Origin of the sequence: Streptomyces sp. NPDC002838 (assembly GCF_040295365.1) — a bacterium.
GTDB lineage: Bacteria > Actinomycetota > Actinomycetes > Streptomycetales > Streptomycetaceae > Streptomyces.
Genome location: NZ_JBEOVF010000006.1, coordinates 271,313 through 284,927 on the forward strand (window position 1 = coordinate 271,313; position 13,615 = coordinate 284,927).

Annotated in this window: 12 protein-coding genes; 5 read left to right on the forward strand and 7 right to left on the reverse strand. The window is 71.9% G+C overall.

From position 1 onward, the window contains the following. Positions 1 to 8: 8 nt before the first annotated feature. Together ABT063_RS11365 and ABT063_RS11370 are read left to right on the forward strand one after the other, a co-directional pair. Entirely contained in the window at positions 9 to 980 is a 972-nt protein-coding gene (locus ABT063_RS11365; protein WP_351057001.1) for a heavy metal transporter, read from the forward strand. A 332-nt stretch (positions 981 to 1,312) separates the two neighbouring features. Next, positions 1,313 to 1,837, forward strand: a complete 525-nt coding sequence (locus tag ABT063_RS11370; protein WP_351057002.1) for an ATP-binding protein — start codon at positions 1,313 to 1,315, stop codon at positions 1,835 to 1,837. A gap of 93 nt (positions 1,838 to 1,930) precedes the next feature. On the opposite strand, the gene ABT063_RS11375 is transcribed toward ABT063_RS11370, so the two are convergent. Then, positions 1,931 to 3,022, reverse strand: a complete 1,092-nt coding sequence (locus tag ABT063_RS11375; RefSeq protein ID WP_351057004.1) for a bifunctional succinyldiaminopimelate transaminase/glutamate-prephenate aminotransferase — start codon at positions 3,020 to 3,022, stop codon at positions 1,931 to 1,933. Between the two features lie 169 nt (positions 3,023 to 3,191). Next, the gene (gene fdxA / locus ABT063_RS11380) at positions 3,192 to 3,509 is read right to left on the reverse strand and encodes a ferredoxin (protein WP_010047804.1); all 318 of its coding nucleotides are present in this window, start codon (positions 3,507 to 3,509) and stop codon (positions 3,192 to 3,194) included. 140 nt (positions 3,510 to 3,649) lie between these two features. Here fdxA and ABT063_RS11385 point away from each other — a divergent pair, with 140 nt between their 5' ends. Beyond that, positions 3,650 to 4,708 (forward strand): GNAT family N-acetyltransferase, encoded by a 1,059-nt coding sequence (locus ABT063_RS11385; protein ID WP_351057005.1) that lies wholly within the window; start codon positions 3,650 to 3,652, stop codon positions 4,706 to 4,708. A gap of 29 nt (positions 4,709 to 4,737) precedes the next feature. Then, positions 4,738 to 5,589, forward strand: a complete 852-nt coding sequence (locus ABT063_RS11390) for a transglutaminase family protein (protein WP_351057006.1) — start codon at positions 4,738 to 4,740, stop codon at positions 5,587 to 5,589. Between the two features lie 64 nt (positions 5,590 to 5,653). On the opposite strand, the gene ABT063_RS11395 is transcribed toward ABT063_RS11390, so the two are convergent. From ABT063_RS11395 to ABT063_RS11415, 5 genes are all read right to left on the reverse strand, one after another. Further along, positions 5,654 to 8,236 carry a hypothetical protein gene (locus tag ABT063_RS11395; protein ID WP_351057008.1) on the reverse strand — a complete coding sequence of 861 codons (2,583 nt, stop codon included), beginning with the start codon at positions 8,234 to 8,236 and terminating at the stop codon, positions 5,654 to 5,656. Between the two features lie 158 nt (positions 8,237 to 8,394). Further along, positions 8,395 to 8,787 (reverse strand): DUF6113 family protein, encoded by a 393-nt coding sequence (locus ABT063_RS11400; RefSeq protein WP_502990795.1) that lies wholly within the window; start codon positions 8,785 to 8,787, stop codon positions 8,395 to 8,397. Between the two features lie 23 nt (positions 8,788 to 8,810). Continuing rightward, complete coding sequence (gene mshB, locus ABT063_RS11405; RefSeq protein WP_351057011.1) at positions 8,811 to 9,689, reverse strand: N-acetyl-1-D-myo-inositol-2-amino-2-deoxy-alpha-D-glucopyranoside deacetylase; 879 nt, start codon at positions 9,687 to 9,689, stop codon at positions 8,811 to 8,813. A 75-nt stretch (positions 9,690 to 9,764) separates the two neighbouring features. Next, positions 9,765 to 10,925 (reverse strand): hypothetical protein, encoded by a 1,161-nt coding sequence (locus ABT063_RS11410; RefSeq protein WP_351057012.1) that lies wholly within the window; start codon positions 10,923 to 10,925, stop codon positions 9,765 to 9,767. 81 nt (positions 10,926 to 11,006) lie between these two features. Next, a complete protein-coding gene (locus ABT063_RS11415) occupies positions 11,007 to 11,201 on the reverse strand; it encodes a hypothetical protein (RefSeq protein WP_030038342.1) in 195 nt (64 codons plus the stop codon). Positions 11,202 to 11,389: 188 nt separating this feature from the next. Between ABT063_RS11415 and ABT063_RS11420 the strand changes: the two genes are divergently transcribed. Further along, positions 11,390 to 13,546: a S9 family peptidase gene (locus tag ABT063_RS11420; protein ID WP_351057013.1), complete on the forward strand. Its 2,157-nt coding sequence runs from the start codon at positions 11,390 to 11,392 to the stop codon at positions 13,544 to 13,546. Positions 13,547 to 13,615: the final 69 nt, after the last annotated feature.

Here is a 13,615-nt window from a genome sequence, read left to right on the forward strand (position 1 = left end):
TTGTGCCCGTGCCAGAGCAGTCCCCTTCTCCCAAGCGTCGTGGCCGCCTCCTCCGATTCGGGGCGGCCGTCGTGGTCCTGTGTGCGGTCGCCGGTTATCTCGTGGTGCAGTACGTCACCGGCGCGGGCACTCCCGGATGCAAGGTCGTCTCGGCCAAGGGCGGCGGAGCGGCGTACGAATTCACCCCGGAGCAGGCGGTGAACGCGGCGACGATCGCGGCCGTCGGCACCGGGCGCGGAATGCCCGAGCGGGCCGTGACGATCGCGCTCGCCACCGCGATCCAGGAGTCCGGTCTGCGCAACCTCGACCACGGCGACCGGGATTCGCTCGGCCTGTTCCAGCAGCGGCCCTCGCAGGGCTGGGGCACGCCGAAGGAGATCATGGACCCGACGTACTCGGCGAACCTCTTCTACGAGCACCTCGCCAAGGTGCGCGACTACACGCGGCTTCCGCTGACCGTCGCCGCGCAGCGCGTGCAGCGCAGCGGCTTCCCGACGGCGTACGCCAAGCACGAGCCGGACGCCACCCTGCTCGCCGCCGCCCTCACCGGGGAGTCGGCGGCGACGCTGACCTGCGCGGGGCGCCGGACCGCCACGCAGGCGGCGGGTCCGGACGCGGTGCGCTCCGCGCTCGCACGGGACTTCGGGCGGGATGTGCTGGAGCCGGCCGCGGCGGAGGTGGGCGGCGCGACGACACCCACGCCGACTCCCTCCGCGGACGAGGGCGACGGACGGACCGTGACCCTCCCCGTGACCGCCGACACGGCCTCGGACGGCGGCCGCGGCCTTCGGCAGCGCGGCTGGCAGCTGGCGCACTGGGCGGTGGCCAACGCCTCCGCGCTGCACATCGAACGGGTCTCGTACGCCGGGTGGGAGTGGACGGCCGGGAACACCGACAGTCAGTGGCGCAGGGTCGGCGCGCGGGCAGCCGGTGGTGCGGAGAAGGACGCGGACGCGGTCCGTATCGTGACGGGGCGGTAGTACAAGCAGCGATACGAGCAGCCGTACGGGAGATCACCCGCAAGGGTTACGTGGGTGGGGCGCGGGCGGTGGTGTGCGCATGTTTTCGCGGAGTCACCCTTCCCTCTGTCGAAACCTTGGAAACAAAGGGCTGTAAGGATTCGGCGAACTTCGCGCGGGTACTTTTTGCCCGTTTTTATCCGCAGGCGATAATGCGACGCATTGCCAATTCTTTACATTGCGCCGCCGCAACCTTCCCGGGCTTCGAGCGGTAGTCACTGCGTCCGAGCCCGGATATCAACCACCGGGCTTGGTCGGACACTTCATCGTTCCCTCCCCGTCAAAGGAGCAACATGTCCCTCCCCCTGACCCGACGGATCGCCCGTGCCGCGCTGCTCGTCGCTGCGGGAGCGGCTGCCGGGGTCGGTGCGGCCGGCTCCGCGAGTGCGGCCCCCGAACTGCCCGCCACCCCGAACGTCGGCGGGCTGACCGCCCTGGACGGGGCGAGCGTCGGCAACACGGTCGACACTGCTGCTCAGCAGGTGACCGGTACCGCGGGTGACACCGGCAGCAAGGCGGTCAAGAAGGCGGTGCCGGCCGCGGGCAAGACCGGTGGCAAGGCCGTGAAGAAGGCGACGCCCGCGCTGCAGAAGGTGGCGGGCGAGGCGGCGGGCTCCGCCGGGGAAATCGTGGGTGACACCGCGTCGAGCGCGACGAAGGGCGGTCTGACCAAGGGCGGTCTGACGAAGGGCGGTCTGACCAAGGGCGGTCTGACGAAGGGCGGTCTGACGAAGGGTGGGCTGCCGACGGACTCGCTGACCAAGGGTGGGCTGCCGACGACCGCCAAGCTGCCGGCGAAGGGGCTCCCCCTCGCCTGACGGTTGCCGCGCCCGGCTGTACGGCTACGGGGTCCAGGGAGGTTTCCTGGACCCCGTAGCCGTGTGTGCTTACGTCGGCGGGCGCTGGAGCGGCTACAGACGCTTCACGGCCGCCCGTACCCGCTCGTCCGTGGCCGTCAGGGCCACCCGCACGAACTTCTCGCCCGCCTTGCCGTAGAAGTCGCCCGGTGCGACCAGGATGCCCAAGTCGGCCAGGTGGGCCACCGTGGCCCAGCAGGTCTCGTCGCGGGTCGCCCAGAGGTAGAGGCTGGCCTCGCTGTGTTCGATGCGGAAGCCGTGGGAGAGCAGGGCCGCGCGCAGGGCCGCACGGCGGGCCGCGTACCGCTCCCGCTGCTCGTGGACGTGCGTGTCGTCGCCCAGGGCCGCCACCACCGCCGCCTGCGTGGGCGCGGGGGTCATCATGCCGCCGTGCTTGCGGATCTCCAGCAGAGGGGCCAGGACGGCCGGGTCGCCGGCGAGGAAGGCCGCGCGGTAGCCCGCCAGGTTGGAGCGCTTGGAGAGGGAGTGGACGGCCACGATGCCGTCGTACGAGCCGCCGTTCACCTCGGGGTGGAGGACGGAGACCGGGTCCGCCTCCCAGCCGAGCTCCAGGTAGCACTCGTCGGAGAAGAGCAGCACGCCGTGCTCGCGGGCCCAGGCGACGATCCGGGTGAGCTCCGCCTTGCTCAGCACCTTGCCCGTGGGATTGGACGGCGAGTTCAGCCAGAGCAGCTTCAGGTTCGCCGGGTCCAGGTCGGTCGGATCGTCGTAGACCTCGTAGTCCGCGCGGGCGAGGCGCGCGCCGACCTCGTAGGTCGGGTAGGCCAGGCGGGGGTAGGCCACCCTGTCGCCGGGGCCGAGGCCCAGCTGGGTCGGGAGCCAGGCGACCAGTTCCTTGGAGCCGACGATCGGCAGGACGTGGCGGTGGGTGACCTCACGCGCGCCCAGCCGGCGCTCCACCCAGCCGGTGATCGCGTCGCGCAGCTCGGGCGTGCCCCAGACGGTCGGATAGCCCGGCGAGTCCGCCGCGGCGACCAGCGCTTTCTGAATCAGCTCGGGGACCGGGTCGACCGGGGTGCCGACGGACAGGTCGACTATGCCGTCCGGGTGCGCCGCGGCCGTCTGCTTGTACGGCGCCAGCTTGTCCCAGGGGAACGTGGGGAGACGGTCGGAGACTACGGACACGGGTTCTGGCTCACTTTCTGGTGCGGCAAACGCCTCGGTCCCGTACGGCGATCAAAGCGATCAGGCCGTACGGGACCGAGGCGGCGCGGATGCGGTCGCCCGTCGGCCGACTGGGCCTGCGCCGATCAGTCGCCGTTGCTTTCCTGCGACCTGATCCGGCGGACAGGCCCTAGGCCTGCGGCGGCAGCGCGGCGATGAAGGGGTGGTCGCGCTCGATCAGACCCAGCTTGCTGGCGCCGCCCGGGGAGCCGAGCTCGTCGAAGAACTCGACGTTCGCCTTGTAGTAGTCCTTCCACTCCTCCGGAGTGTCGTCCTCGTAGAAGATCGCCTCGACCGGGCAGACCGGCTCACAGGCCCCACAGTCGACGCATTCGTCCGGGTGGATGTACAAGGACCGGGAGCCCTCGTAAATGCAGTCGACCGGGCACTCCTCGATGCACGCCTTGTCCTTGACGTCGACACAAGGCTGCGCGATGACGTAGGTCACGCTGTCGTTCCTCCTCGATAGGGCGCTGGCGGGCCTCCACAGGCTCCGCCGCCTGGCGCGCGGGAGCGCGGCGTCGTCGATGCCCGCCCCTAGTATCTCCGTTCCTGGGCATGATCCGAACAGGAGGGGTGAACTGACCTGTGGAAATCTCGTCGACGGGGCGCCTCGTCGTCCGTATCACCACAGCTGACGTGGGTAAACGGGTCTCAGTACGGCGCTTGGGGGAACCTGGAGCCTCGGACGAGAAGTTCACCGACACGGTGGGGGTTCTCACATCATGGAACGACGGTGTGCTGCTGATCACGCGCCGCGACGGCGAGACCGTCCGGATCCCGGAATCCGCGCTGGTCGCGGGCAAGGTCGTGCCCCCCGCACCGGCCCGGCGGCGGGGTCCCGCGGCCTCGTACGAGGAGCTGGCGCGCGTCTCCGCGCGAGCCTGGCGGCCGGTGGAGAGCGAGCGGCTCGGCGAGTGGGAGCTGCGGGCCGCCGGTGGATTCACCCGGCGGGCGAACTCGGTGCTGCCGCTCGGCGACCCCGGGATACCGCTCGACGAGGCCCTGAGCGTCGTACGACGGTGGTACGGCGACCGTGGTCTGCCCGCCTATGTGCAGACCGCGACCGGGGCCGAGGGCACGCAGGAGCTGCTGTGCGCGGAGCTGGAGCGGCGGGGCTGGGTACGGGAGGTGAGCGCCGAGATGTGGATCGGGGCACTGGCGCCTGTCGCAGACAGGGACGACGGCGAGGAATCGGCCGGAGTGGTGCTGTCCCGGGAGGCCGGTGCGGACTGGCTCGCGCGGTATCAGCGCAAGGGGGTGAGCGAGGTGGCCCTGAAGGTGCTGGGACGGGGGTCCCCCCGCTCGAGCGAAGCCGAGAGTGGGGGAGGGCCTTCGGTGTGGTTCGCCACGGTTCCCGGTGAGGCCGGGGGTGCGCCCGCCGCCATCGGGCGGTGTGTCGTCGACGGTCGGTGGGCCGGTTTCGCCGCCGTCGAGGTGGATCCCGCGCTACGGCGACAGGGGCTGGCCTCGGCCGTGATGGCGGCGCTCGCCCGGCAGGCCCTGGACGAGGGCGCCTCGGCCGCGTGGCTGCAGGTCGAGACGGACAACGCGGGGGCGCGGGCGATGTATGCCGGGATGGGCTTCGCCGCGCATCACGCGTACCACCACTACCGGGCGCCGGGAACATCCGGCGGCGGCCGGTAGCGATCGCCGTGAAAGGGCACGAGCCAGCTATGCGTCCCCCGTACCCCCCATCGCCCGAGCGTTCCGCCGAACTGCGGCGGCGGTTCGCCGCAGAGGCCCGCTCCGAGCGGCCCGATCTGTCCGCGCTGTGCCTGCTGGTGGGCGCGGAGGCGGACGGGACGCTGGACGAGGCGGGCCTGGACGCCGCGCAGATCGAGCTGGACCGGCTGGCCGGACAGCTGCCGTTCCGGCCCGGCGGGCCGCGCTCCTGGGCCGTGTCGCTGCGCGAGCTGCTCGGGGACCGGTGCGGGTTTCGCGGTTCCGCCGCGGACTATCAGCTGCTCGAGTCGTCGTTGCTGCATCAGGTGCTGCTGCGGCGGCGCGGGCTGCCGATCCTGTTGTCGGTGGTGTGGATGGAGGTCGCGCGGCGGGCGGGGGCCCACGTGTACGGGGTGGCTCTGCCGGGGCACTTCGTGGTCGGATTCGGGGCACTGGAGGAGCAGGTGCTGGCCGATCCGTTCGACGGGGGGCGGGTGCTGAGCGGGTCCGATGCTCAGGTGCTGGTGGCGGGGGCCACGGGGGCGTCCTTGCATCCGTCGATGCTCGGTCCCGCGGAGCCTTTGGACGTGGTCGCGCGGATCCTCAACAACATCCGGGCGTGGGCGGCTGCCCGGCCGGAGCGGTCGGACGTGTCGTTGTGGGCGGTGGAGTTGGCCCTGTTGCTGCCTTCGCATCCGGCTCGGTTGCGGTACGAGCGGGCGCAGTTGCTGGTCCAGCGGGGCGACTTCGTCGAAGGGGCGGCGGAGCTCGAGGCCTATGCCGAGGTGGTGGGGGCGGTGGACCAGCCGGCCGCGGAGCGGGTGCGGCAGCAGGCTCATGCCGCGCGCGCGATGCTCAATTGACGGTCGTCGTACGACGAGAGGGCACCCGGCGTGCCGGGTGCCCTCTCGTGGTGGCTGCGGTCTGCTAACTGGGGTTGGTGTCGATCACGGCCACGCGGTCGGTCTTGCTCTTCAGCGCCAGGCGCAGGGCGCCGTAGACGTCCTCGACCGTGACCGGCGTCTTCTGACCGTTGGCCCGGGTGATCAGGACGTCGTCGAAGGTGCTGCCGTAGAGCCCCTTCAGCGCGGCCGTGTCGGGGGCGTCGGTGAGCTTGCCGTCGACGGCCTTGACCCTGAGGAACTTCCACAGCGAGTTCTGCGGGCTGAACGGGATGCTGTGCGCGGCATCCGTCTGCACCGTGACGTTGCCGGACATCGCCGGCTCCGCGAACTCCTTCATCATCCGGTCGACCTCGGCCTTCGAGACCGTCGGCTCCTTGGTGGTCGTCGGGAGCGGCACCGCGGAGGCCGTGCCGGTCTCCACCTGGGTGCGGAACGCCTCTTCGACCGCCTCGGTCGACTTGGTGACGTCGACGCTCTTGCCCGCCTTGCCGTACACGGCGACGGCCTTGCCCGGCTCGAACTTGATCGTGCCGTCGGTCGCCGAGCCGGTGCCGCCGGCGGCGTCCTGCAGGGCGGCGTGCAGCTTCTCCTCGTCGACCGGCATGACCGGCTCGACGACCCGGTGCTGGCCGAACAGCGAGCCGATCACGGAGACCGGGTTGTAGTCGCTCTTCGCGGCCGTGCTCACCGTGGACGTCATGTCGAACTGGAGCCCGGCCTGGTCCGGCTTGAGTGTGACGGTCCTGCCGTCCACCGAGAGCTTCAGTTCCTTGTTCACCCGGCCGTCGAAGGCCTTGTTGAGCTTCTCGACGGCGTCGTCGCGGGTGCCGCCGCCGATGTCGACGCCCAGCACGGTGGTGCCCTTGGGCACGTCGGAGCTGTTCATCAGCAGCCCGGCGCCGTAGGCACCGGCGGCGACGACGATCACTGCGCCGGTGAGCAGCCCCAGCTTGCTGCGCCCCTTCTTCTTCTTGGGCGCGGAGGCCGCGGGCGCGCTCTGCGTGCCCGGCTCGGGCAGCTTCGGGGCCGTGTGCGGCACGGGTCCGTCGGTGTGCGCGCCCGGTGGGAAGGCCGCGTTCCGGTCGGACGGGACCACGGGGATACCGCTGGTGACGGTGTGCCCGGAGATGTTGCCGGAGGCACCGCCGTAGCCGGGGGCGCCTGGCTCGGGGGCCGGCTTCTGCGGGGTGAGGATCGCGGTGTCGTCACTCATGCCGCCGCCGGGGCCGGTGCCGGGGGGTGTGCCGGGGCCGGTGCCGGGGGGTGTGCCGGGGCCGGTGCCGGGGGGTGTGCCGGGACCTCCGGGGTGTCCGGGGTGTCCCTGCGCGGCGGAGGGGCCACCAGGAGCACCGGGACCACCAGGTCCGGCGAGACCGTTGGGTCCGCCAGGTCCGCCCAGGCCGTCGGAGCCGCTGCCGATGGGCGGCACCACAGGGCCGTCGCCGGTGACCGGACCGCCGGTCGGGCCTGCGGGGCCCTGCGGGGCGCCGGGGCCGCCGGAGCCGTTCGGCCCGTTGAAGCCGCTGGGGCCGCCCTGGCCGCCGTAACCGCCCTGGCCGTTCGGAGCGCCGGCACCCTGGCCGCCGTAACCGCCCTGATCGCCTTGGGCGCCGTAACCGCCCTGGCCGCTCGGGCCGCCGAATCCGTTCTGGTCCCCGCCGTACCCGTTCTGACCGCTCTGCCCGTTCTGGCCGTTCTGACCGATCGGGCCGTTCTGACCGCTCGGGCCGCCGAATCCGTTCTGGTCCCCGCCGTACCTGTTCTGACTGCTCTGCCCGTTCTGGCCGCTCTGCCCGTTCTGGCCGCTCTGCCCGTTCTGGCCGCTCGGGCCGTTCTGTGCACCCGGGCCGCCGCTGCCGTTCTCCGCGAAGTAAGGCAGGTCGTCGCGGCGCGGTTCGCCGGGGCGGGAGCCGTTGCCCCGAGGGCCCGCGGTCAGTGCCTCGGTGACGTCGAAGGAGCCGGTGCCGCCGCCGTGCCCGGGGGCCACGGGGCCGCCGGTGGCACCGGGGAGCCCGGAACCGTTCGTGCCGCCGGGACGGGAGCCGCCCGGCACGTTCATGGAACCGACCACGCCACCCGGGCGAGCCCCACCGGGACGCGCACCACCGGGCGCACCCGGACCGGCACCAGTACCGGAAGCGGTACCGGACGCACCCGAACCACCCGGCAGCCCCGCCCCGTTGGTGGAGCCGCCGCCCTGACCGCCCTTGCCGGGCGCGGACTTGCGGGGCGCGAACCAGTCGCTCGTCTTCTCCTCGCCCGGCGGCGCGGGATCGGCGGGCGGCTCGACGGTGCCCGCGGACGCGGCGGCGCCCGGCGCCGATGCCTCGGCGTCCGCGCCGCTGTCGTCGGCGGCTTCGGCCGTCTCGCCGACGGGTTTGCGCACGACGACCGGCGGAATGGGCCGCGATCCGGGGATGTTGATCCGGATCCGGGTCGTCAGCGTGGTCTCGGTCTTGCGTTCCTCCGGCCGCGCGGCCGAACGGCCCGCGTCCGCACTGCCGTCGGAAGCCGTGGGCGTCCCGTACGGCGGCGTGCCCGAGGGGTATGCGGCTCCGCCGCGCCCGTTGGGCCCGGAGGACGGACTGTCAGTTTCACGACTCAAGGCAGGTTCTCCCGGTTGGCTCCGCCGCCCGCGTTACGACCTCTCTCGGGCGACTCGGCGGCGCGCACCACCATACTGGCCACGTCTGGCGCGTATCCCACGACCGCTGGGGAAACCATCACGGGACTCGCACGGACTCGGTACGGCGAAGTGGTACGTCACTTGCCAAGTCGGACGGCGCCGCCGTCCGGTTGCCGCCCCGGGCCGAGGGTGGCGCAGATCACAGCCACAGCCATGCCGCCGAGCAGGAAGAGATAGGAGCCGCCTTCCGCGGCGAAGACGAAGTCCCCTTCCGGCCGGCTGGCGGTGAGCAGGATGACCGCGATCATCCAGCCGCCGGCGGGCGCGACGGCCCCGCCCCGGCTGCCGGCCGCCCGCGCTCCGCCCAGGCAGAGTCCGGCCTCACCGGCGAGCGCGAGCAGCAGTCCGCCGGGGAACCAGCCGCTCTGCACCAGCGCCCCGGCGATGCCGACGACCGCGCCGAGCACGAAGAGTCCCAGGTAGGCGGCTGCCCGCCCGAGGGAGGGGCGTCGCAACGGCTGGGCCAGCATCGAAGAACGGTCTGCCGACTTCATCACGACGCCCCGATTCCGGTGATTGCGGTGATTCCGGCGAACAGATCGCTCTCCCGAGGGCCGGAGGCCGCCCGTTCCCCGCGTACCAACTCGTAGTACTCGGTGGTGAAGACGGGCTGCGCGCGCTCGTTGGAGAGCACGAAGTACGGCTCGGCCACCGTGATCTGGGTGGCGTGCGCGCGCATCGCGGCGGCCTTGGCTGCGGCGTGCGCGGTGCCGTCGATCTCGGTGGTGATGAGCTCGTCGTCGACCACACCCGGTACGTCGTCGAGGACGGCGGCCTCGGTGAAGGGGAGGCCGGGCAGGTCCCGCCGAAGCCCCGCGAAGGCCTCTTCGGCGACGGAGCGGGGTACGCGGTTCCAGTACACCTTGGCGATCTCCCACCCGGCATCGGCGGCCAGCTCGACAGCCCGCATGGCCACGCGATGCGCCTGGATGTGGTCGGGATGCCCGTAGCCACCGTTGGGGTCGTAGGTGACGAGCACCTGGGGCCGCACCTCGAGGATCACCTCGACGAGATGCCGAGCGGCCTCGTCGACGTCGGCCTGCCAGAAACAAGCGGGGTCGTCATTGTCGGCGAGGCCCATCATCCCGGAGTCCTGGTAGCGCCCCGCCCCGCCCAGGCGGCGGAAATCCTCGACGCCGAGCGCGCGCATCGCGGCGGTGAGCTCGCGCAGCCGGTGCTCACCGAGGGCGGCGCCGGTCAGATGCGCGAGCTCGGGCGGAATGACCTCGCCGCGCTCGCCTAGGGTGCAGGTGACCAGGGTCACCCGGGCACCCTCGGCCGCGTACTTGGCCATGGTCGCGCCGTTGTTGATCGACTCGTCGTCCGGGTGCGCGTGCACCAGCAGCAGACGCCGGGCGGGCAGTTCCGTCATGCGCCCACCCTACGAGGCCCTGGACCTGCCCTCACCACCTCCCCAGTGGGTCCGAGGTCTGCGCGGGAGGCCTGGTCAGACCCGGGACACCGCCCCACAGCCCTCCTCGGGGTCCACGTCGATCCCCTGGCTCCGGTCGTACGGGTCGGTCGTCGGCCCGCTCGGGGGTGCGCCCGTCGGCTCGGTGGTCGAGAACTCGGGGTGCAGGTAGCCGTCGTACACGTCGCAGGCCGAGTTGCCGATCTCCTGGTCGTGACGCAGGACGGTGATCTTCCCCGGCGTGACCTGGTACTTGGTCGGGTCGGAGAGCTCGACGTCGAGCACGCGGCGCACGATGGTGCGGGTGACCTCCGTCGAACCGTCGGTCCGGCCGACCGGGTAGACGAAGGTGTAGTCCGCGTGCACGGCGACGGAGGCGTGCTCGCCGGCCTTGAACGTCATGCGTCCTCGGGTCTTGACCACATCACCGACCAGTTGTGTCTCGGCGGGGTCGAAGCGGCTGAACATCGTCAGCGGGTCGTGCTTCTCGTCCGGAGTGCGCAGCGCGGTGTTCAGCATGCCGAGCAGTTCCGTCTGCCGGGGTTCGATCACGCCCAGCGCCGTCTCCGGGCGCTCGCCGCGCAGCGTGGCCGGGTCGAGGTTCGCGTCGACCAGGAGCTTCCTGGTCTGCCGCAGGGCCTGTTCGACCTGTGCCTTGGACAGCGTGCCGACCGGTGTCGCCTCCGGCAGGACGATACCGGCCTCGCCGTCGGCCCATCTCAGTGCCGGGGAACCGGCGAACGGCCTGTCCAGCGTGGGGGTTTCGGGATCCGCCGCCGAGGGCGGGGCGGTCGGGGCCGCGGTCTCCGCGGGGAGCTGCGATGTCGCGGCCGCCTCCGAGCCGCCCGTACTGAAGGGATCGCCGGGCAGCAACGACGGCTTCAGGGCGACGACGACCACGGCGATCGCGAGGGGCACTCCGATGATCGCCCACACGCGCCGACGCCGGGCCGCACGCCCCTCCCTGTCCTGCCAGGCCGGCCCGGTGCGCCACCCCTCGGGCAACTCGCCCCGCGCCTCCTGCTGCCGCAGCCGCTCGGTGACCATGCGGGCCCGCGCGGACGGCTCCTTCGGAGCGGAGCCGGGTATCTCGCGCTCGCTGTCCCGGACGAACTTCTCCCATTCCTCGTCGGGAATGGACGAGGAGTGCCCCTCCCCCGAACGGGGTCTCGGCTCTTCGGACGGTCTGTCGGCCACGCGCCATGCGCCTTCCGTGCGTCGGACATCGGGACGCAGAGCGTACGACAGCCCTGATCGGTCACGGAGCCAGAAACCGGGTCAGAACTTGATGCTGCCGATCATGCCGGCGATGTTCGTCGTCAGCTCGCTGATCGTCGGGGCGACCGTCGAGGAGGCGAGGTAGAAGCCGAGGAGGACGCACACGACCGCGTGCCCGCCCTTCAGCCCTGATTTCTTGATCAGAAGGAAGACGATGATCGCCAGCAGCACAACCGCCGAAATCGAGAGTGCCACGGCGGCTCACCTCCAAAGAACCCAGGGACGTGGGGGGTCGGACGCGGTCGGAACTATGGGGGCAGATAAATCCATACAACAGCCAGCAGGTTGATACCCACCATGCGCCAGTGATCATAACTATTCGTACGCGCGCATCGATCGGCGCACTGCCGCACAAGGGGGCGCATGGCCAATATGGTCATGGCATGACCACCGAGCCTGACTCCTTTCCCCGTCGGCACGCCCGTACCCAGCGCTTCACGCTGGGCGCGCCGCGCGCGTTCAGCGTGGCGCCGGACGGTTCCCGTGTCGTCTTCCTGCGTTCGAGCTCCGGCACGGACCGGGCCAACGCGCTGTGGGTGCTCGACCTGACGGAGGGCGGGGAGCGCGTGGCCGCCGACCCGCGCGCCCTCCTGGGCGGCGCCGCGGAGCACCTCTCACCGGAGGAACGGGCGCGCCGCGAACGCAGTCGCGAGGGCGGCGCCGGCATCGTCGGCTACGCCACCGACACGGCCGTGGAGTTGGCCTCTTTCGCCTTGTCAGGGCGGCTTTTCGCGGCGGAGCTGCGGGCCGGTACCGCACGCGAACTGCCCGTTGCCAGGCCTGTGATCGACCCACGCCCGTCCCCCGACGGGCGGCACATCGCGTACGTCGCACAGGGCGCCCTGCGGGTCGTGGGCGCCGAGGGCGAGGACGACCGGGCGCTCGCCGAGCCGGACGCGGAGCACGTCACGTACGGTCTGGCCGAGTTCATCGCGGCCGAGGAGATGGGCCGGTCACGGGGCTTTTGGTGGTCGCCGGAGTCGGACCGGCTGCTGGTGGCGCGCGTGGACGACACGCCGGTGCGGCGGTGGTGGATCTCCGATCCGGCCCACCCGGAGCGCGAGCCGGACCACGTGCCGTATCCGGCGGCGGGCACCCACAACGCGGACGTACGGCTGTTCGTGATCGGCCTGGACGGGGTGCGCACGGAGGTTGTCTGGGACCGGGCGCGCTACCCGTATCTGGCGCATGTGCACTGGTCAGCGGCGGGTGCGCCGCTGCTGCTCGTACAAGCGCGCGACCAGCACAGTCAGCTGTTCCTCGCCGTGGATCCGGAGACGGGCGTGACCCGGATGGTGCACGCGGACGAAGATCCAATTTGGCTGGAACTTTTCCCCGGGGTGCCGTGCTGGAGCCCCTCCGGGCGGCTGGTCCGCATCGCCGACGAGGGCGGTGCGCGGGTGCTCGCGGTCGGCGAACGGCCGCTGACCGGAGCCCAGTTGCACGTCCGTGCGGTGCTGGACGTCTCCGACGACGACGTGCTGGTCTCGGCGTCGGCGGGCGAGGACGCCGAGACCCCGGAGACCGGGGAGGTACACGTCTACCGGGTCAACGAGCTCGGCGTGGAGCGCGTCTCACAGGAGCCCGGCGTGCACTCGGCGGTACGCGCCGGGGGCGTGACCGTGCTGGTGTCCGCGACGCTCGACCGACCGGGCGCCCAGGCGCAGGTGCTGCGCGATGGCGACCGAAGGGAGATGGGGGTCCCACCGGCCGGAGGCTGGGGGAGGGCGGCGACCATCACCTCGTACGCCGAAGATCCCGGTATGTCCCCGCGCGTGACCCTCACCGAGGGGGGCGCACGCCGAATCCCGTGCGCCGTGCTTATGCCTACGGACTACCCCGGTGACACTCCCCTTCCCGTCCTCCTGGATCCGTACGGCGGTCCGCATGGCCCGCGCGTGTTCGCCGCGCACAACGCGCACCTCACCTCGCAGTGGTTCGCCGACCAGGGTTTCGCGGTGGTCGTCGCCGACGGGCGCGGCACCCCCGGCCGCTCCCCCGCCTGGGAGAAAGCCGTCCACCACGACCTCACGGTCTCCCTGGACGACCAGATCGACGCGCTCCAGGACCTCGCGAAGTCGCACCCCCTCGACCTGACCCGGGTGGCGATTCGCGGCTGGTCGTACGGCGGCTGGCTGGCCGGCCTCGCGGTGCTGCGCCGCCCGGACGTCTTCCACGCGGGCATCGCGGGCGCCCCGGTCACGGACTGGCGGCTGTACGACACCCACTACACCGAGCGGTACCTGGGCGACCCGGCCGCGCACCCGGAGTCGTACGCGAAGAGCTCGCTCGTCACCGACGAGGGGCTCTCCGCCCCCGCCGAGCAGCACCGTCCGCTGATGATCGTGCACGGCACGGCCGACGACAACGTGGTCTTCGCCCACGCGCTGCGCCTGTCCTCCGCGCTCCTGGCGGCGGGCCGCCCGCACGAGGTACTGCCGCTGTCCGGGGTGACGCACATGACCCCGCAGGAACAGGTCGCGGAGAACCTGTTGCTGCTCCAGGTGGACTTCCTGAAGCGGGCACTCCAGCTGACGTAGGTACGGCAACGGGCCGGAGCGACATGGCGCGCTCCGGCCCGTTTACGGCACCCGCACGGCCGTACGCTG